General features: G+C 70.3%; 16 protein-coding genes, 2 tRNA genes and 1 pseudogene. 8 read left to right on the top strand and 11 right to left on the bottom strand.

What is annotated here, in order from left to right:
- The first annotated feature begins 7 nt into the window (after positions 1-7).
- Positions 8-1,513, top strand: a complete 1,506-nt coding sequence (gene gltX, locus AC2W7E_RS00665) for a glutamate--tRNA ligase (RefSeq protein WP_126893006.1) — start codon at positions 8-10, stop codon at positions 1,511-1,513.
- 99 nt (positions 1,514-1,612) lie between these two features.
- Positions 1,613-1,684, top strand: a tRNA-Gln gene (locus tag AC2W7E_RS00670).
- Positions 1,685-1,746: 62 nt separating this feature from the next.
- On the opposite strand, the gene AC2W7E_RS00675 is transcribed toward AC2W7E_RS00670, so the two are convergent.
- Together AC2W7E_RS00675 and AC2W7E_RS00680 are read right to left on the bottom strand one after the other, a co-directional pair.
- On the bottom strand, positions 1,747-2,523 hold the full coding sequence (locus tag AC2W7E_RS00675; protein ID WP_485988348.1) for a class II glutamine amidotransferase: 777 nt from the start codon (positions 2,521-2,523) through the stop codon (positions 1,747-1,749).
- A 164-nt stretch (positions 2,524-2,687) separates the two neighbouring features.
- On the bottom strand, positions 2,688-3,488 hold the full coding sequence (locus AC2W7E_RS00680) for a hypothetical protein (protein ID WP_485988349.1): 801 nt from the start codon (positions 3,486-3,488) through the stop codon (positions 2,688-2,690).
- 84 nt (positions 3,489-3,572) lie between these two features.
- Between AC2W7E_RS00680 and AC2W7E_RS00685 the strand changes: the two genes are divergently transcribed.
- The 4 genes and pseudogenes from AC2W7E_RS00685 to pepN all read left to right on the top strand — a co-directional run bounded on the left by AC2W7E_RS00685 (position 3,573) and on the right by pepN (position 8,982).
- A complete protein-coding gene (locus tag AC2W7E_RS00685) occupies positions 3,573-4,850 on the top strand; it encodes an MFS transporter (protein ID WP_062634792.1) in 1,278 nt (425 codons plus the stop codon).
- Positions 4,851-4,859: 9 nt separating this feature from the next.
- The gene (locus AC2W7E_RS00690) at positions 4,860-5,366 is read left to right on the top strand and encodes a hypothetical protein (protein ID WP_071328486.1); all 507 of its coding nucleotides are present in this window, start codon (positions 4,860-4,862) and stop codon (positions 5,364-5,366) included.
- 73 nt (positions 5,367-5,439) lie between these two features.
- Positions 5,440-6,450, top strand: a complete 1,011-nt coding sequence (locus tag AC2W7E_RS00695; protein WP_062634787.1) for a DNA topoisomerase IB — start codon at positions 5,440-5,442, stop codon at positions 6,448-6,450.
- 49 nt (positions 6,451-6,499) lie between these two features.
- Positions 6,500-8,982: pseudogene (gene pepN, locus AC2W7E_RS00700) on the top strand (aminopeptidase N).
- Positions 8,983-9,004: 22 nt separating this feature from the next.
- Here pepN and AC2W7E_RS00705 read toward each other — a convergent pair.
- The 3 genes from AC2W7E_RS00705 to AC2W7E_RS00715 all read right to left on the bottom strand — a co-directional run bounded on the left by AC2W7E_RS00705 (position 9,005) and on the right by AC2W7E_RS00715 (position 11,207).
- Positions 9,005-9,931 (bottom strand): S1 family peptidase, encoded by a 927-nt coding sequence (locus tag AC2W7E_RS00705; protein WP_485988350.1) that lies wholly within the window; start codon positions 9,929-9,931, stop codon positions 9,005-9,007.
- Between the two features lie 98 nt (positions 9,932-10,029).
- On the bottom strand, positions 10,030-10,572 hold the full coding sequence (locus tag AC2W7E_RS00710) for a GNAT family N-acetyltransferase (RefSeq protein ID WP_274543239.1): 543 nt from the start codon (positions 10,570-10,572) through the stop codon (positions 10,030-10,032).
- Positions 10,569-11,207, bottom strand: coding sequence for an MBL fold metallo-hydrolase (locus AC2W7E_RS00715; protein WP_485988351.1), 639 nt, complete (start codon positions 11,205-11,207; stop codon positions 10,569-10,571). The genes AC2W7E_RS00710 and AC2W7E_RS00715 overlap by 4 nt, the downstream gene beginning before the upstream one ends.
- Before the next feature lie 151 nt (positions 11,208-11,358).
- On the opposite strand from AC2W7E_RS00715, the gene AC2W7E_RS00720 reads away from it, so the two are divergent.
- Positions 11,359-11,431: transfer RNA gene (locus AC2W7E_RS00720), tRNA-Glu, on the top strand.
- Between the two features lie 61 nt (positions 11,432-11,492).
- Here AC2W7E_RS00720 and AC2W7E_RS00725 read toward each other — a convergent pair.
- The 4 genes from AC2W7E_RS00725 to AC2W7E_RS00740 form a co-directional block, all read right to left on the bottom strand.
- Positions 11,493-12,734: an MFS transporter gene (locus AC2W7E_RS00725; protein ID WP_485988352.1), complete on the bottom strand. Its 1,242-nt coding sequence runs from the start codon at positions 12,732-12,734 to the stop codon at positions 11,493-11,495.
- On the bottom strand, positions 12,734-13,282 hold the full coding sequence (locus AC2W7E_RS00730) for a winged helix-turn-helix domain-containing protein (RefSeq protein ID WP_303709027.1): 549 nt from the start codon (positions 13,280-13,282) through the stop codon (positions 12,734-12,736). The genes AC2W7E_RS00725 and AC2W7E_RS00730 overlap by 1 nt, the downstream gene beginning before the upstream one ends.
- A gap of 64 nt (positions 13,283-13,346) precedes the next feature.
- Complete coding sequence (locus tag AC2W7E_RS00735) at positions 13,347-14,435, bottom strand: DUF4349 domain-containing protein (RefSeq protein ID WP_485988353.1); 1,089 nt, start codon at positions 14,433-14,435, stop codon at positions 13,347-13,349.
- Positions 14,432-14,989: an RNA polymerase sigma factor gene (locus AC2W7E_RS00740; RefSeq protein ID WP_025103304.1), complete on the bottom strand. Its 558-nt coding sequence runs from the start codon at positions 14,987-14,989 to the stop codon at positions 14,432-14,434. The genes AC2W7E_RS00735 and AC2W7E_RS00740 overlap by 4 nt, the downstream gene beginning before the upstream one ends.
- A 267-nt stretch (positions 14,990-15,256) precedes the next feature.
- Here AC2W7E_RS00740 and AC2W7E_RS00745 point away from each other — a divergent pair, with 267 nt between their 5' ends.
- Positions 15,257-16,264, top strand: coding sequence for a TerC/Alx family metal homeostasis membrane protein (locus tag AC2W7E_RS00745; RefSeq protein WP_025103305.1), 1,008 nt, complete (start codon positions 15,257-15,259; stop codon positions 16,262-16,264).
- Between the two features lie 16 nt (positions 16,265-16,280).
- Here the strand turns inward: AC2W7E_RS00745 and AC2W7E_RS00750 are convergent, their stop codons facing one another.
- Complete coding sequence (locus AC2W7E_RS00750) at positions 16,281-17,594, bottom strand: LLM class flavin-dependent oxidoreductase (protein ID WP_485988354.1); 1,314 nt, start codon at positions 17,592-17,594, stop codon at positions 16,281-16,283.
- Positions 17,591-18,886: an O-acetylhomoserine aminocarboxypropyltransferase/cysteine synthase family protein gene (locus AC2W7E_RS00755; RefSeq protein ID WP_485988355.1), complete on the bottom strand. Its 1,296-nt coding sequence runs from the start codon at positions 18,884-18,886 to the stop codon at positions 17,591-17,593. Before AC2W7E_RS00755 ends, AC2W7E_RS00750 begins: the two co-directional genes overlap by 4 nt.
- Positions 18,887-19,063 lie beyond the last annotated feature (177 nt).

Here is a 19,063-nt window from a genome sequence, read left to right on the forward strand (position 1 = left end):
AAGGGCTATGGCTACTCCGCATCCCCTCACCACGACCGCCAGCGGCGCCGACGTCCGCGTCCGCTTCTGCCCCTCCCCGACGGGGCTGCCGCACGTCGGCATGGTCCGCACGGCTCTGTACAACTGGGCGTACGCCCGTCACAACGGCGGGAAGATGGTGTTCCGCATCGAGGACACCGACGCCGCCCGCGACAGCGAGGAGAGCTTCCGCCAGCTCGTCGACGCGCTCACGTGGCTGAAGATCGACTGGGACGAGGGCGTCGAGGTCGGGGGCCCGCACGCCCCGTACCGCCAGTCCGAGCGGCACGACATCTACCGCGAGGTCATCGACAAGCTCCTCGCGACGGGCGCGCTCTACGAGAGCTACTCGACAGCCGAGGAGATCGACGCCCGCAACGAGGCCAACGGCCGCGCGAAGCAGCTCGGCTACGACAACTTCGACCGTGACCTCACCGATGAGCAGAAGGCCGCCTTCCGCGCCGAGGGCCGGCAGCCCGCCCTCCGCCTGCGGGTGCCGGACGAAGACCTCACGTACGTCGACCTCATCCGCGGCGAGGTCACCTTCCCCGCCGGATCCTTCCCGGACTTCGTCGTCGTGCGCCCCAACGGTGTGCCGCTGTACACCTTCGTGAACCCCGTCGACGACGCGCTGATGGGCATCACCCACGTGCTCCGCGGCGAAGACCTCATGCCGTCCACCGCGCGCCAGCTCTCGCTCTACGCCGCTCTCATCGACGCGGGTGTGACGACGTTCGTGCCGCGGTTCGCCCACATGCCGCTCGTGCTGGGCGAGACCGGCAACAAGAAGCTCTCCAAGCGCGACCCGCAGGCCGATCTGTTCCTGCACCGGGAGCGCGGCTTCATCCACGAGGGCCTGCTGAACTACCTCGCGCTGCTGGGTTGGTCGATCGGCCCGGACCGCGACGTCTTCTCGCTCGACGAGTTCATCGCCGCGTTCGACATCGAGAACGTGAACCCCAACCCGGCCCGCTTCGATCAGAAGAAGGCCGAGTCGATCAACGGCGACCACATCCGCATGCTCGACGTGAAGGATTTCGCCGAGCGCACGGTGCCGTACCTCGCCGCGGCCGGCCTGTTCGACGAGCCGACCCACGAGCAGCTCGTCCTGGCGTTCCGTGCGGCTCCGCTGGTGCAGGAGCGCGTGCAGCTGCTGGGCGAAGTTCCGGGCATGCTCGGCTTCCTGTTCCGCGACGAGGTGTCGTACGACGCGGATGCGCTCAAGGGGCTGCCGGCCAACGCGGCCGAGGTGCTGGACGCCTGCGTCACCGCCCTGGAGCCGGTCACGGACTTCACCCCGGAAAGGATCCAGGAGGCGCTGTCGACGGCGCTCGTGGAGAACCTCGAGCTGAAGCCGCGCGTGGCCTACGGGCCGCCGCGCGTGGCCATCACCGGCCGCCGCGTCTCGCCGCCGCTGTTCGAGTCGATGGAGCTGCTGGGCAAGGACGAGTCGCTGCGCCGCCTGCGCGCGCTCTCGGCGTTCCTCGCCCACTGATCCGCGACGCGCCCGAGCAGCGACACGGCACCGGTGGTTTGGTGATCGGTCGCCGCTCGGGTAAGCTTGACTCTCGGTGCGAGGCTCCGGTTTCGCCCTTGGGGTATGGTGTAATTGGCAACACGGCTGATTCTGGTTCAGTTGTTCTTGGTTCGAGTCCAGGTACCCCAGCACTTCGAAAACCCCCCGCTCCGGCGGGGGTTTTTCGTTTCCGGCACGGTGGCCTCAGTTCCTCACGCGGCTTCAAGGAAGGGCTCGTACCGATAGCCCGCCTCATCGACGATCGATACCGTCGATTCAGGGACCTCTGTGAATGCACCGGGCAGATCGTTGAGGGGCTCGGACACGATCACGTGCGCACGGCGGCCGAAGACGCGCAGCCGTTCGGCATCGGGGTACATCCGGCGAAGAGTCTCGATGTCGGTGGAGTGGAAGAGGGAGCGGGAGCGCCCAGCCGTCGAGTACCGGAACGCCCAGACGGTGGTGCCGTCGGACACCGCGAAGGTTCCCTGGACCGGGAAGCGGACGCCATGCTCGCGCCCCACGCGCTCGGCCTCGCGGATGGTCGCCCGCATCCCCGCGATCGGATCGTCCTGGAGGCCGAGGGTCAGGGCGAGGTGGAACAGCACCTCAGAGTCGGTGGTGCCCTGGATCTCCGGGTAGAGGGAGGGATCGACGGCAAGGATGAGGTCGCGTTTCACGGTCACGAAGTCCGCCAAGCCGCCATTGTGCATGAAGAGCCAGTTCGCGTGCCGGAACGGGTGGCAGTTGGTCTGCTGGACCGGCGGCCCGGCGGCAGCTCTCACATGGCTGAAGAACAGCGGGCTGCGGATCGTGCGGGAGATCTCGCGCAGGTTCAGATCGTTCCAGGCGGGCTCCATGCTGCGGAACAGTGCAGGCTTCGGAGGCTGCCCAGAGTCGTCACCGTTCGACACCGGATACCAGCCGAGGCCGAACCCATCCCCGTTCACGGTCTCCGCGCCGAGGGGCGAGTCCAGAGACTGCGCCACCAGGGAATGTCGCGCGTCGAGGATCACCTCCGATGGGTGCAGCGGTTCTCCCACGTACGCCAGCCACCGACACATGTCGACACCTCGTCCCCGACCCGATCACGTCTGTGCCCGACGATACGCTCGGTCAGCCTCCCCGGCGAGACCCGCGGATGGCTGACCGGCTACTCGCACTCCCCGAGGAACCCGAGATAGCACACGGCCTCATGCGTAACGGCCGGCTCGGCATCGTCGTTCGAGACCTGGCGCGTCGCGGTCTCCGGCGTCCGGGTGAGGTGCCCGAAGTCGCCGAGGGAGGCCACGTACATCCCGTCCGCGTCCTCCGCGTCCTCCGCGATCATCCGGTCGATCTCGGTACGGTGCTGCGCGCACAGGTCCGCGGAGGCAGGGACGAGGTCGACCCCGGCGCATGCTCCCGCGTACTCGGCCTCCATGAGCCCGATGCAGTCCGTCCAGTCCTGGTCCACCGCGCACGGGCTCACGCCGTCGTCGGCGACGAGGTACTTGCCGGTCTCGTACTCCTCGCTGTGGAAGGTCTCGGGCTTCTCCGGTACGTCGATCTTGGTCCAGTGGCGTGCGGTCGCGAAGGCGAACACCGTCACGATCGCGGCGATCAGGAGCAGCGCGCCCACGATGCCCAGCGTCACCCAGAGTCCGGCCCGGCTCTTCCGCTCCGGGCTCTCCGCGGGCGTGGGGGTCCACGGGTCGGCGGCGGGTGCCGGCGGGGGTGCCGCGGCGAATGCCGGCGCGGCGGCGACGGGGAGCTCGTGTCCTCCGAGCGGTGCCGCCGCCGGGGCGGTCGGCGCCGGCGCCGTGGTCGCGAGGAAGTAGTCGTACCACGCCCGGCTCGCCTGCTCGTCCGCGGCGACCTGCTGCGCCTCGGCGTCGGTGAGCACGAGGCCCCACGCGTCACGGGCCGGTGCATGGGGGAGGGCGGAGCGGAAGTCTTCGAACGACACGGGCATGTTCGCAGAATATCGGCTTCTTCCCCGCGACCCGGGCGGTCATCCGATGTCCCCGGCTCCTGGAACAATGACGAGGTGATCGGTATGAAGTCCTTCTGGAACGCGTTGCCCACCGAGGGACGCTGGCTGCTGTCGACCGTGGCGATCCAGACCCTCGGGCGGGGGATGACGCTGCCGTTCACGATCATCTACCTCCACGAGGTCCGCGGCTTCGACCTCGGGTTCTCCGGAGCGCTCATGAGCCTCATCGCGATCACGGGGCTCGTGGTCACGGGTCCCGGCGGCACGCTAATCGACCGCTTCGGCGCCCGGCGCGTGCTGATCGTGGGCCTCCTGGCGATGATCGCGGGGTGCACGCTCCTCGCCTACGCCACGCATCCCGCCGTCGCGACGGTCGCGGTCGTGCTCATCGGGATCAACTTCGGGGTCTCCTGGCCCGGCTTCAACGCCCTCATCGCCTCGGTGGTCGACGGCGAGGTCCGTCAGCAGTACTTCGGCGTGAACTTCGCCCTCGTCAACCTCGGCATCGGCGTGGGCGGGATCATCGGCGGCTTCTTCGTCGACGTGACGGAGCCGTCGACGTTCACCACGATCTTCCTCATCGACGCCGCCACGAGCCTCATCCCGCTCGCTCTGCTCCTCGGCCCGCTCCGGCACGTGCGCACCCAGGCGGACCCGGACCCTGCGGTGACCACCGAGGGCGGTTACCGGGAGATCCTGCGGCGCCCCGCGGTGCTCTGGATGACGCTGCTGACCTTCTTCTCCGTCTTCATCGGCTACGGACAGATCGAGGCGGGCTTCCCCGCCTACGCCCGTCAGATCGCCCAGGTCTCGACCGCCGTCGTCGGCATCTCGTTCGCGGTGAACACGGCCGTCATCGTGCTGCTGCAGTTCGCCGTCCTCCGGCTCATCACCGGGCGCCGGCGCACCAGGGTCATGCAGGTCATGGCCCTCATCTGGGCCGTCTCCTGGGTCATGCTCGGCGCCGCGGGCCTGCTTCCCGACTCGGTCACGGCTGCGATCGCCGTCATCGCGTTCATGGGCGTGTTCGCCTTCGGGGAGACGATGATGCAGCCGACGATCCCGGCCATCTACAACGATCTCGCGACGGACCGCACCCGCGGGCGCTACAACGCCCTCAACTCCGCGGCCTTCCAGGGTGGTGCCATCCTCGGCCCGCTCGTCGCGGGAGTGCTCCTCGGAGTCGGCGTCAGCGGTTGGTTCATCGCGGTCATGGTTGCGGGCAGCCTCGCCGTCGGCGTGCTGGCGGTGGTGCTGGAGCGGGTGCTCCCGGCAGCGGCCAACGGCAGCAGCGCCGAGGTCCATCGAACGGACGAGGTCGAACGGACGCCGCCGGTCTAGGCTCCGAGCATGGCCCTCGAACCGCTCTTCCTCCGTCTCGACCGGATCGCGGGTGGGCGGCAGGCCGGCGTGCTGATCAGCGACGCCGGTCGCACCCATCCGCGGACCGTCCGCGCCTTCACCTGGATCCTCTGGCTCCTCGTCGCCGAGCTGGTGCTCGGGGTCGGCGCCGTGGTGGTCGCCCTGGTGCTCGCCGCCGACGGCGACAGCGTGCCCTTCGCCGTGTGGATGCGCACCCTCGTGGTGCTGGCGATGACGGCGACGCTGTTCTACTTCGCCTGGCGCGCGCGCCGCGGATGGCGCTGGGCCTATCTCCGCCTGCGGCTGTTCGCGCAGATCTTCCCCGTCATCACGCTCGTCATGGCGGCGATCCCCGGCCTCTACCCGGTCTGGATGGTCACCGAGCAGATCGTCTTCAGCCTGATCATGATCGGCATCGCGGACTTCCTCACCAGCGACCACATGCGGGCGGTCTTCGCGAAGGACGCCGACGCGGATAGCACGCCGGCGGGGTGAGACGCCACTCCCTTCCCGCCGAGACCGCGGTCACTCCACACTCGGAGGAGCTGCACGGCGGGAGGAGAGACGCATGGCGCGACTGGTGCGAGTGGTACCCGGCCAGGACCCGGGTTTCACACGGAAGCGGACGAGCTCGGGATTCCGGTACGTCGATCCGACGGGGGAGCCGGCGCCCGAGGCGGATCGCGAACGCATCAGCGACCTGGTGATCCCGCCGGCATGGCAGGACGTGTGGATCGCGGCCGACCCGCTCGCGCACATCCAGGCCGTCGGGATCGACACCGCCGGGCGCAAGCAATACCTCTACCACCCGCTCTGGCGGGTCTCCCGCGACCGTCGCAAGTTCGTCCGTGCGCTGGACCTCGCCGCAGCTCTGCCCAGCGCTCGGGCTCAGGTCACCAAGGCGCTCAAGGAGGACGGGCAGACCAAGGAGCGCGCCCTCGCGATCGCCTTCCGCCTCCTCGACGACGCCGCGCTGCGGATCGGTTCGGAACGCTACCTGGCGCGTCACGGCAGCCGGGGCCTGACCACGCTCCGCCGCCGCGACGTCCGCATCGACGGCGGCGACGTCGCCCTCTCCTTCCCGGCGAAGAGCGGACAGACCGCCGCGATCGAGATCACCGACGAATCCCTCGCCGAAGCCCTCACCGACTTCGCGAGCGGCGCCTCGACCGCCTTCCTCCTGGCGTACCGGAAAGGCCGGCGGCGGGTGAAGATCACGCCCGCCGAGGTCAACACGTACCTCAAGGACGTGCTCGGGGCCAGCTTCTCGGCCAAGGACTTCCGGACGCTGCACGGCACGATCATCGCCGCAGACGCCCTCGCCCGCATCGGAGCCCTCGACCGCCGCGGTCAGCGGAACCAGGCCGAACGTCTCGCGGTGCAGGCGGCGGCGACCGCCCTCGGCAACACGACCGCGGTCGCCCGCAACAGCTACATCGATCCCCGTGTGTTCCGGCAGTACGGTCGGGGGCGGACGCTCGACCTCGACGTGACGCCGGAGACGGCGATCCGGCGACTGCTGGGCGGACCGGAGACGTCGCGGAAGGTCAACCGGCGAGGAACGGGGCGGCGCGGCTGAACGCGCAGACGCTCCCCGGTCGTCGCCGGGAAGATGCCAGGATGGGGGGATGCACACCGCGAACCTGACCCGTGAGGAGACCGCGGCGCGATCCGCTGCGATCACCCTGCACCGCATCCGCGTCGAGCTGGACCTGACCGGAGCCCCGGAGCGAGCGCGCACGGGCTTCCCGACCACGACCGTCCTGGAGTTCGATGCGACCGTCCAGAGCACGTGGCTGGACTTCATCGGCGAGGAGGTCGTCCGCGTCGAGGTGAACGGGGAGCAGCGGGACGTCGTCTACGACGGGGCGCGCCTGACGATCGACGGCCTCGCGGCCTCGAACGTCGTCCTGGTCGAGGCGGTCGGTGCCTACAGCCGGTCGGGGGAGGGTCTGCACCGGTTCCACGACCCGGCAGACGACCGCACCTACCTGTACACCCAGTACGAGCCCGCGGACTCCCGCCGGGTGATGGCCTGCTTCGAGCAGCCGGACATGAAGGCTGAGTACACCTTCGTCGTCGACGCGCCGTCCGGGTGGGAGGTGCTCTCGAACCAGTCGCCGGCTCACGTCGACCTCGGCGTCGGCGTGCAGCGGGTGCAGTTCGCCCCCACCCTGCCGATCTCGAGCTACATCACGGCGATCGCGGCCGGCCCCTATGCCCGCGTCGACGGGGAGTGGACCAGAGACGAGCAGCAGGTCGCCCTCGGGGTGTTCGTCCGCCGCTCGCTCGTCGATCACCTCGAGGCCGACGAGATCCTCGAGGTCACCCGGCAGGGGCTCGACTTCTTCACCGACGCCTTCGCCTATCCCTATCCGTGGGGCAAGTACGACCAGGTCTTCGTCCCCGAGTACAACCTCGGTGCGATGGAGAATCCCGGTCTGGTCACCTTCACGGAGGGCTACCTCTCGCGCGGCGCCGCCACCGAGGCGCAGCGGGCGAGCCGGGCCAACACGATCCTCCACGAGATGGCGCACATGTGGTTCGGCGACCTCGTCACGATGACGTGGTGGGACGACCTCTGGCTCAAGGAGTCGTTCGCCGACTACATGGGCTCGCACGCCTCGGCGGTGGCCACCCGGTTCCACGACGCGTGGGTGACGTTCGCCATGCGTCGCAAGGCCTGGGCCTATCAGCAGGATCAGCTCCCCACGACCCACCCCATCGTCGCCGACATCCCCGACCTCGAGGCCGCGAAGCTGAACTTCGACGGCATCACCTACGCCAAGGGCGCTTCGGTGCTGAAGCAGCTGGTCGCCTTCGTAGGCGACGAGGCGTTCTTCGAGGGGGCTCGCCGGTACTTCGCCGCCAACGCCTTCGGCAACACCACTCTCGACGACTTCCTCGTCGAGCTCAGCGCGGTCTCCGGCCGGACATGACCGACTGGGCGGCCGCCTGGCTGCAGACGACGGGCGTCTCGACGATCTGGACGGAGACCGACGCCGACGCAGCACACCACCTCGTGCAGGACGACGTCCGTCCGCACCGCCTGCGGATCGGGCTGTACGACCGCGTGGATGGCCGCATCGTGCGGCGGGAGCAGCGGGAGCTGGACCTGATCGGGGAGCGCGTGGACATCGACCTCTCCGAGGCCGATCTCGTGCTGCTCAACGACGACGACCTCACCTATGCGAAGGCGCGCCTCGACGAGCGGTCCCTCCGCACCGTCGAGGAGTCGCTGTCCGACATCGAGGACCCGCTCGCCCGTGCCCTCGTGTGGTCGTCGCTCTGGAACGCCACCCGTGACGGCGAACTCGACGCGGCTCGCTTCGTCGCGATCGTGCGGGCGCACGCGCCGCGGGAGTCGAACGGCGGTCTGCTGGCCGCAGCGCTCCTCGACGCCGCTTTCGCGCTGCGGCATTTCGTCCGCGACGACCGACGCGACGCGGAGCAGCGCGCCTGGACCGAGGCCACGTGGTCGACGCTGCAGCAGGCGGACGCCGGCAGCGACGCCCAGCTCTCCTGGGCGCGCGCGCTGGCGGCGGCCTCGGCTTTCGATGACATCCATCACGCCGAGGTCCGTGCCCTGCTCGACGGCGATGTGCCCGAAGGGCTCGTCGTGGATCCCGACCTGCGCTGGCAGCTCCTCACGGCCCTCGTGACGACCGGCCACGCCGATCTTGCGGACATCGCTGCGGAGGAGGTGCGGGACGACACCGGCGACGGACGCACCGCCGCCCGCCGCGCTCGCGCCTCCGTCCCCGACGCGGCGGTGCGCGCGGCCGCCTGGACGGCCGCGTGGGACGACCGGTCGCTCACCAACGACCACCTCGATGCCGAGATCGGGGGCTTCCGCGCCGGCGGCCGCCGCGAACTCATCGAGTCCTTCGACGAGGAGTACTTCGAGCGGATCGGGACCGCGTGGTCGGAGCGGAGCATCGAGATCGCTCGTCGCCTGGTGATCGGTCTGTTCCCCGCGCGGTCCTCGCTGGACCTGGTCGATGCCTGGCTGTCGGCCAGCCCCGAGGCCCCGGCGGCGCTGCGACGACTCCTCGTCGAGCAGCGCGACCACCTCGCGCGTGACCTGCGGGTGCGGGGCGCTCAGGGCTGACCGACAGCGATCCCGGCAGCGGTCAGCGCCTCAGGCTCTTCGCGATGGCCTTGCCCTCAGGGGACTCTGCCAGCGTGTCCCAGAGGTCTGCGGAGCTCAGCGACACGTACACCCCTGGCGCGCCCTGCTCGCCGCAGCCGTCCCCGTAGGACACGACGCCGATCTGGTAGGCGGTGTCGCGCGCCGGAGATCGGCGGAAAAGCGGCCCGCCGCTGTCTCCCCGGCAGGAGTCCTTGCCGACGACGCCGGCACACATGTTCACTCCCGGGCGGAAGGAGTCGTAGCTGAGCTCGCACTCCTCCGTCGCGAGCATCGGCACCTGGACCTGACGGAGCCGGTCCGGGAAGTTCCCGAGAGCGGTGTCGGTGTTGCCCCAGCCGATGACCGTCGCCGACTGTCCAGGACGGAGGAGGGCGTCCGTCCCCTTGGTGGGCAGCTTCACGGGCACGATGCCCGAGACCGGGCGGTCGAGCGTCACGAAGGCGAGGTCGTAGGCCTCATCCCCCTGGAGGTACCGCGGGTGCACGACGACCGGGCCGCCGGCGTCCGCGCCGGCGAGACCGCGATCCTGACCCTGACTGCCGTCGGACAGCACGGTGCGGCCGACCGTCACCGTCACTCCGTCCACGTCGGGCACCGGGAGCCCGCTGAGGGGGTCGGCGCCCGTGACGCAATGCGCGGCGGTCATCACGACGCGCGGCGCCACCAGCGAGCCGCCACAGAAGGCCTCGCCGGCGAACTGGAGGGACGCCATGAACGGATAGGCGTCGTTCGGCACCGCCGTGCCTCCGATGATCCGCGAGCTGGCCCGTTCCTCGCGGTCGCCGGAATCGTCGTCCGCCCGTGCCGTCGCCGCCGTCGTGCCGACGAGGCCGGACGCGACGAGGGCGACGCCGGCGAGGGCGAGCCCGATCCTCTTCCTGCTCTGGTGAACTCCGGTCATCATCATGAGGACTGTTCCTTTCGTGACAGGTAACACGTTACGAGCGCCCGGTACAGCATCCGGTCACGACCGGAGCAAGAGTGCCCCGGTATCCTGGCCCGAAGTCAGGAGGCGCGGCCGGCCGCGTCCTCCACGGTCATGCCCATCACGGTCCGCACGATCCATGGATGGGCGTGGTCATCGGCGATGTGGCTCATGCCGAGCTTCTCCGCCACGCCTCGTGACGCCTGGTTCTCGGGGTGGATGATGGCGGTGAGGAGTATCGGCGCGAACGTCTGCGCGACGAGGTCGACGCATGCGCGCGCCGCCTCGGTCGCATAGCCGCGCCGCTGGCGGTCGGCGCGGACGTGATAGCCGACTTCGAGGACGGGGGAGTCGTTCACCGACTGCCAGGTGAGACCGCAGTCGCCGAGGAACTCCCCGTCGTGCGTCTCGATGATCCAGAGACCGTGGCCGTCCTCGCGGTAGCGCTGCTGCATGCGCGCGATCCACGCGGCGGCTTCGGTTCGCGACTTCGGCGCCGGGTAGTAGGCCATGACTTCCGGATCCCCGAGGAGCGCCGCCATCTCGTCGAGGTCGTCGGCGGTCATCTCCCGGAAGGCGAGCCGCGGCGTCGGGGCGGGCAGGAGGCGTCGCGGTGCGGTCACAGATCCACGGCGTCGCCGGGTTCGAGCACGAGGAACTCGCCGCCGCCCTGCTCGGTCGCCCACTGCAGCCGCTGGCGGTGCATGTTCTTGCCGATCACGGACAGGGTCATGTCGTGCGTGCCGAACGCGCGGCGGGGCTTCACGGCGAGCACGTAGTCGATGGCTTCCCCGATCTTGAGCCACGGGGCTCCGAGCGGCGCGGCGAGGGTGCCGACCTCGACGCCCTCGGGCACCGCATAGGAGTCGCCGGGGTAGTAGAACATGTCGTTGACGAGCACGCCCACGTTGTCGATGGTCGGGATCGACGAGTGGATCACCGCGTGCGTGCCGCCGAAGAAGCGCAGGGTGAAGGCGCCGACCTCCACGGTGTCGCCGGGGGAGACGACGGTGACCTCGTAGCCCTCCGCCGCCTTCGCCACGCCCTCCGGCCCGAAGATGGGGGTGCCGGGGGCCGCGCGGAGGATCCGGTCGAGGTGCTCCGGCGTCCAGTGGTCGGGGTGCTCGTGCGTGAGCACGATGGCGACCAGTCCGCTGAGATCGTGCAGCGGGGCGGTGAAGGATCCGGGATCGATCAGGAGGGTGTCGTCGTTCTGGTCCAGGCGAAGGGTGGCATGTTCGAACTTGGTGACGCGCATGAGACGAGTCAACTCCTTCCCGGGGTCTGCGGCAAACGGAAATCGGCGCGCCACGCCCGGGATCTCGGGTGAAGCGGCCTCGATTTGGCGCAGTGAGAATCGCCGTGGCATACTTGAACGGTTGTCGCGGAACGGAAAAGTTCCGCAAGACGGCCCCATCGTATAGCGGCCTAGTACGCCGCCCTCTCACGGCGGTAACGCGGGTTCGAATCCCGCTGGGGTCACACAACACGACGAAAGCCCTCCGGGTCTCCGGGGGGCTTTCGTCGTTCCCGACCGTGCGCGTCAGTCGTCCGCGCGCAGCGACAGGGTCCGGAACGCGCGGGCCCGGAGCGGCACGAGCATGAGCGTCATCATCGCGCCACCGGCCACGACGAACGGCACCCAGACGGCGGTGAGGGAGGCGAGTGCGCCGAAGCCCGCCATCGCGAGCGGCATCAGGCAGTCGTCGCCGAGCCGGGTGAGGGAGCTCATCCGACCGAGGAACGCGGTGTCCACCGTCGCGGCGAACGTCGCGCTCAGCAACACGGAGGCGTATCCCGCGGTGGCACCGACCACAGCCGCGGCGACGGCCACCGTCCAGACGGGGCCGAACCCGAGCGCGACGATGCCCGCTCCCTGCACGAGGAGAGCGCCGAATCCGCTCCGCGCCTCGTGGCGCGGCCGCCATCTCGCGACCGCGGCCGCGCCCACGGCGGCACCGAGGCCGAGGAGGCCCTCGAACAGGCCGACCGCGGGAGCTCCCCAGCCTTCGGCGTGCGCCCGCAGGGCGAGGCCGATGCCGACGGCCGGCCCGACCGCGAGGTTGAGCCCGGAGAGGGCGATGACGAGCGTGCGCGTCGTGAGGTTCGCCCCGAGGTGGGCGAACGCCGCGCCGATCGCGCGCAGGGACGACGTGCGCGGGGCCCGGGCGAGCCGGAACCGCGGGCGCAGGGCGATCGCCAGGAATCCGACGACGAGGGCGAAGGTCACCGCGTTCGCCGATGCGCTCCCCGCGAGACCGGCCTGCGCGACGAGCAGGCCGCCCAGAGCGGCGCCGCCCATCGTGCCCAGGCGTGATGCCGTCTGGATGACAGCCGCGTAGGAGGGGAGATCGTCCGTGCGCACCAGCTGTCGCCCGATGGTGCCGGCCGAGGGCTCGTAGAACGCGTCGCACACCCCGAACGCCATGGCGGCGGCGAGCAGGACGGGCACGGTCGGCGCCTGCGAGACCGTCCACACGGCAGCGGCGACGAGCACGCCCACACGCGCCGCGTTGCAGACCGTCATCACCCGGCGGGCGTCGGCGCGATCCGCGATGACTCCGCCGAAGAGCAGGACCATGGCGCGCGGAATCGTGCCGGCGGCGACGACGAGTCCGGCGACGGCGGGGGAGGCGATCTGCACGGCCGTCCACGCCACCGCGATCGTCCACACGGCGTCGCCGGCATCGGACAGGGCCTTCACGCCGATCCACGCGTGCACCATCCGGTCGCGCCGGAACGGAGGAGGGGCCGAGAGCTCGAGGGGCGGGGTGAGTGCGGTCATCACGGTTCCGTGGGGAACGCGTGGGCGAAGAAGAACACGGGCGTGCGCTCCTGGCCGTCGTCCTCGTCGATCGATGCCTGCCAGTCCCGCAGCGCCTGCAGGACGCGTGCGGAGAGATCGCGCAGCTCGTCCGGGGTCGCCCAGGCGGTGGCCTCCGTGTTGGAGGCGTCGTAGTCCGCCACGGCGGGATCGCCTCGTCGGCGGTGCCAGCGCTGCAGACGGTCGATCTGCATGCGGATGCCCTGGCGTTGTGCTTCCCGGGCGAGGAGCGCATCGCCGGGGGAGTCGGCGAAGTCCTCCACCGACCAGGTGAGGCCCCGCCGTGCGACCGTCCACCAGCTCGTGCGCCGATCGCCGGTCGGGTCGGGGGCACGCGCGACGATCCCGGCGCGCTCGAGCATCCGGAGGTGATGGCTGATGCTGCCGACCTGGCTGTCGAGCGCGCGGGCGATCGCCGTCACCTGCGACGTGCCGTAGAGCAGGAGGTGGTCGTAGATGCGACGCCGCAACGGATGGTGCACGGCGGTGATCACGGAGATGTCTTCCACGCCCCGAAGGCTATGCAGCGGTTCGGAGACGCACAAGACTTCTTGTATACCGCGGAACGTCGGGTTATTCCTCCGTGCGGGGCTCAGCGGACGCGGCCTTCCGGCGCCGTCGGCCGCGGCGGACGAGCCAGACGACCAGGACGACGACAGCGGCCACCGCGAGCCAGGGGAGGAGGAAGCCGAACGCGACCACCAGGGCGTTCAGCGAGACCACCAGACCGTTCCATCCGGCTCGCAGCCCGTCGCCGAAGCCCGCGGGGTCCGCTGCGGCCGGGGCGTCCGCCCGCGACAGCTCCACGGTGAGGGACGACAGGGCCACCTGGTCCTCCAGGGCGGCGAGCTGCTGTTCGTACGACTCGAGCTGTGCCTGGCGATCGGTGAGCGCGACCTCGGCCTCGATGAGATCGGCGACCGAGCCCGACTGGCTCATGAGCTCCGTGAGCCGCTGCACCGAGGCGCGGGTCGACTCCACGCGGGCGCGGAGATCGATCGCGGTGGCGGTGACGTCCTGCTTCGTGACGGAGGACGACAGGACCTCCCCGGTGTCGCCGAGGGCGGCGATCACCGTCGTCAGGTCGTCGGCGGGAACGCGGACCGTGATCCAGCCGTACCCGGAGTCCGCGGGGACCCGCTCGGCGGGGGCATCCGTCGCGACCGCCTTGCCGACCTCGGTGCTCTCGACGTAGCCGCCGTGCTCCGCGGCGAGGTCGCCGATGGCGGCAGCGGCGTCGGCGATGTCCTTCACGCGCAGAGAAGCCTGGGCCGTGGCGACGATCTCCCTGGCATCCTCGGCGGATGCCGCCGCGTCCGATCCGACGGCACCGGGGAGGGTCGCCCCTTCGACGGCCCGGTCCGGCACGGCCGAGCCCGCCTCGTCGGTCGACCAGCCCACGACGCCGTCCGCGGTGGACACGGACGAGCCGCCGCCTCCCACGGCACCGAGGATCGGCGGCGTCACCAGGACCCCGACGACGAAGGCCGCCGCGATCCCGCCGGCCGTGAGCCACCGGCGTCGACGTCTCCTGGAGCGCTCTGCGCGCGGCGGAACCGGCGGCCGCTCACCCTGGATCTCGCTGAAGACGGCGTCCTCGATCCGAGCGACGATCGCGTCGGACACGGGCGGGAGGCTCTGCTGCGGGGTCTGGTCGTTCATGCGTCCCTCACTTCCTTGACGGCGCCGCGCAGCTGGGTGCGCACGCGCGAGAGACGGTTCCGGACGACGGCGTGCGTCACGCCGAGCTCGTCGGCGGCGGCCTGGTAGGCGTAGCCCTCGGACGCGCACAGCCGGAAGATCTCCCGGTCGAGCTCGTTCAGGGTGCCCACCTCCGCGGCGATCCGCGCGGCGAGCGCCGCCGTGATCACCTGGTCCTCGACGCTGACGACGTCGGGGAGCTGGTCGTCGGCCGCGTCCGTCGTGTGCGCCTGGTCGCGGCGCCGCTGACGCAGCCGGTTCGCCGCTTGGAAGCGGCAGATCGTCGCGAGCCAGGGGAGGATCGATTCTCCCTGCAGCTCCAGGCCCGGAAGCTTGCGCCAGGCGACCACGAAGGTCTCCTGCGTCACGTCCTCCGCGTCGGCGGCGGCGCCCAGGATGCCATGTGCGATCCAGTACACGGGGCGCACGTGGGCACGGTACAGCGCGCGGAAGGCACTCTGGTCGCCGGCCGCCGCTTGGGCGGCCCATCGCTGGTCACTCGTCTGTGCGGGCATCCTGGTTCCGTTCGGTGTCTCTCCCTGGAGAGTGTCGGCGGATGTCCCATCGTCTCAGCACGGATGCGGATCCGCCGTCGTGTGTCGACTTCCTCGTCCCGATGACCCCCGCCTCCGGTAGCATGGCCCGGGCGAGAGGGAGTATCCCGAATCCGCGCGTAACGTCATCACGAGCACCGACATCGCTGCTCCGGGCGCGCGCCGCACATCTGCGGGGGAGAGACTTTCGACTCATTCCCGACCCCTCGCGAAAGGTGCACAGCGCCCGTGGACATCCCCGTCTGGTTCGAGATCACCTCGATGGTCGTCCTCACGATCATCCTGATCGGCGACCTGCTCCTCATCCGGCTGCGCCCGCACATCCCCTCCACCAAGGAGTCGACCCTCTGGGTCGTGTTCTATGTGGGCCTCGCCCTGCTCTTCGCGGTGCTGCTGGGGACCGTGGGCGGATGGCGGAACGCCGGGGACTTCATCACCGGGTGGGCGCTGGAGTACAGCCTCTCCGTCGACAACCTCTTCGTCTTCGTGCTGATCATGGCGCAGTTCGCGGTGCCGCGACGTCTGCAGCAGCAGGTGCTGATGGTCGGGATCATCATCGCGCTGGTCCTGCGCGGGCTGTTCATCCTCGTCGGCGTGACGATCATCGAGAACTTCTCGCCGATCTTCTACCTGTTCGGCGCCTTCCTCGTCTACACCGCCATCCGGCAGGCGATGCCGGAAGGCGAGCACGAGGACGACGTCAAGCGCGAGAACTTCATCGTCCGGCTGCTCCGCCGCCGGATCGACATCAGCGAGACCTACGACGGCTCGAAGATCCGCACGACCGTCGACGGGAAGCGGATGTGGACGCCGATGATCATCGTGTTCATCACGATCGGCGTCACCGACCTCATCTTCGCGATCGACTCGATCCCCGCGATCTTCGAGATCACGACCAACGGCTTCCTCGTCTTCGCCGCCAACATCTTCGCGCTCATGGGGCTGCGCCAGCTCTACTTCCTCCTCGGCGACCTCCTGGACCGCCTCCGCTACCTGCACTACGGCATCGCCGTGATCCTCGGGTTCATCGGCATCAAGCTGATCCTGCACGCGCTGCACGTCAACGAGCTCCCGTTCATCAACGGCGGCGAGCACGTGGAATGGGTGCCGGACATCGACAACATGGTGTCGCTGGCCGTGATCCTCGTGTCGATGACGGTCGCGACGATCGCGAGCCTGATCGCCTCGTCCCGGGAGAAGCGCGCCGAGAAGCGCACCATCCCGGTCGGCGACTGAGTCCGCGCGGAGCGGGTCAGAACGCCTGCAGATTCGCCTGCAGACCGCCGTCCGCATAGTCGCGGCGGAGGATCCCGCGGCGGCGGAGGATCGGCACCAGCTCGTCGAGGGTGCGGTGCAGGGTCACGGGATGGAAGTCGCCCCAGAGGAGCACGCCGTCGTTGCCCCACTCGCCGAGTTCCTCGACGAGATCGGCGAACTCCTCCGCGGTGCCCACGAACCCGCTGCGGTCGCGCAGCCGGCCGGTGCGGGCGAGTGCGGTCAAGTGCGCGCGGAGCGGGGCGTCCTCGCCCCGATCGCCGATCAGGCGCTGGATGCTGCCGCGGGAGACGTGCGCTCCGAAGATCGACGTGTCGAGGGGGCGGTCCAGATCGAGGGTCGTGAGATCGGTCTCCAGATCACTCGACTGCTTCCGGGCGATCTGCGCGAGTGCGGCGTCGTCCGGGTGTGCGGAAGCGGCCACGATCCGGTCGGCCTCCTCGGCGGACGCCGTGATCACGGGCTGGATCGCGAAGAGGATCTTGACGTCCTCGGCCCGGCGTCCGCGGGCGAGAGCCGCGTCGTGCACCCGCTGCCGATACTCCCGCACCGACTTCTCGTGCAGGGGAGCGAGCGCCAGCTGGACGTCCGAGTTCGCCCCCGCGAACGCCAGGCCGCGCCCGGAGCCGCCGGGGGAGACGATGGCCGGCTCGCCGTCCGTGAAGGGCAGGGCGTTCAGAGGGCCGTCGAAGTCGTAGTGGGGGCCGCGGTGCTGCACCGGACGCATCCGCGTGCCGTCCGCGTAGACCCCGGAGACGGGATCGGCGACCAGCGCACCGTCGTCCCAGCTCCGCCAGAGCGCGCGGATGCCGGCGAGCCATTCCTCGGCACGGTCGTACGCCTCGTCATGGCCGAGTTGCGGGGCCGCCGAGAAGTGCCGGGCGCTGCCGGTGTCGGTGACCACGTTGAGGCCGAGCCGGTGCCCGCTCAGGTGCTGCAGGGTCGCGAACTGCCGCGCCGAGGTGTAGGGCAGCGAGGCCGCGGGGTTCACGGTGGGCACCATCCCGAGATGACGGGTCGCCTGGAAGAGGTACGGTGCGAGCAGCAGGGGATCGTGCTTCGGGCCGCCGAACGCATGACGCACGCGCAGGTCGATCGTGTCCGCCGAGCCGAGCGAGGGGCTGTCCTCGATGATCACGAGGTCGAAACCGGCCTGCTCCAGGGTGCGGGCGGCTTCCTGGTAGACCTCCGGTCGCGTCCAGTCGTAGTCCCAGTCCAGGGACGGATATCCCCACCCCTGAGGACCGAAGCCTCGGGCGAGGAACCACCCGAAGTGCTGCAGGCGGCTCATGCCACCGTCTCCCTGACGCTCTCGAGCACCCGCGCGAGGTCGCCGATCAGGTCGTCGACATCCTCGATGCCGATCGACAGCCGCAGCGTGCCGGGGCCGACGCCGAGGATCCGACGCTCCTCGTCGGTGCGCTGCGCGTGGCTGGTCGTGCCGGGGTGCAGCACGAGCGACCGCACGTCGCCGATGTGCGTCATGTGGGTGAACACGGACACCTCCTCCACGAAGCGACGGGCCGCTGGGAGACCGCCGCGCAGCGTGAAGGTGAAGATGGAGCCGAATCCGCCGTCGAGGTAGCGCAGCGCGGTCTCGTGGTGAGGATGCGAGGGCAGGCCGACGTACTCCACGCTCTCCACGGCGTCGTGTGCGGCGAGCCAGCGTGCGACGGCGAGGGCGTTCTGCGACTGGCGCTCCACGCGCAGGCTGAGCGTCTCGGTGCCCTGGCCGATGAGGAACGCGTTGAGGGGCGAGGGCGAGGCACCGAACCGCGGAGCCACCGACTCCCTGGCGTATCCGATGCGTGCGCGGCCGCCGTGCCGGGCGAAGACGCTGGGTGCGCCGCCCCGCCCCGGCAGCACGAGGTGCGGGGCGTTGTGCCCGGCGCGCTCCGCATCGAACCGGCCGTCGTCGATCACCACGCCGCCGAGCACCGCGCCCTGCCCCGCGAGGAACTTCGACGCGGAGTGCACGACGATGGCCGCGCCGTGCTCCAGCGGCCGGAGGAGGGCGGGCGTGGCCAGGGTGTTGTCGACGATCAGGGGGACGGCGATCTCGTCGGCCACGGCGCTCACCGCCGCCACGTCGAGCACGTCGTTGCGGGCGTTGGCGAGCGACTCCGCGAACAGCGCCCTGGTCGTCGGGCGTACGGCCTCCCGCCAGGCATCCGCGTCGGCGATGTCGTCCACGAACGTCGTCTCGATGCCGAGGCGGGCGAGGTTGTCCAGGAACAGCCCGCGGGTGCCCTCGTAGATGTGGGTCGAGGAGACGATGTGGTCGCCCGCGCCCACGACCGAGAGCAGAGCGGTGGTCACCGCGGCCTGTCCGCTGGCCACGAGCACGGCGTCGGCACCGGACTCCAGGCTCGCGAGCTGCCGCTCCACCGCGTGCACCGTGGGGTTGCCGGTGCGGGTGTACCCGAATCCGGTGCCGGTGCCGAAGTGGTCGGCGGCGTGATCGAAGTCGTCGAACTCGAACCCGGCCGTCAGGTAGATCGGCGTCACACGGGAGGCGGCAGCGGCTCGGCCTCTCGCGGCGTGGACGGCGCGGGTGGCGAAGCGGGCGGTCTCGACGGTCATGCGGGGGCCTCTCGGTCGATCGGGTGAGCAACAGAGTGTCACGGCGTGTCTCGGCGTGTCCGAGCGGTGGTAACCTGACGTCATGCGGACCGTGCTCCTTCTTAGCGGCCGCGGCGAGACCTCGATCTGAGCCCCTCCTCGTCGCGGAGTCCATCGTGGGCCGAACCGCCATCCACA

The organism is Microbacterium sp. CFSPD4_SD4 (genome assembly GCF_057364585.1).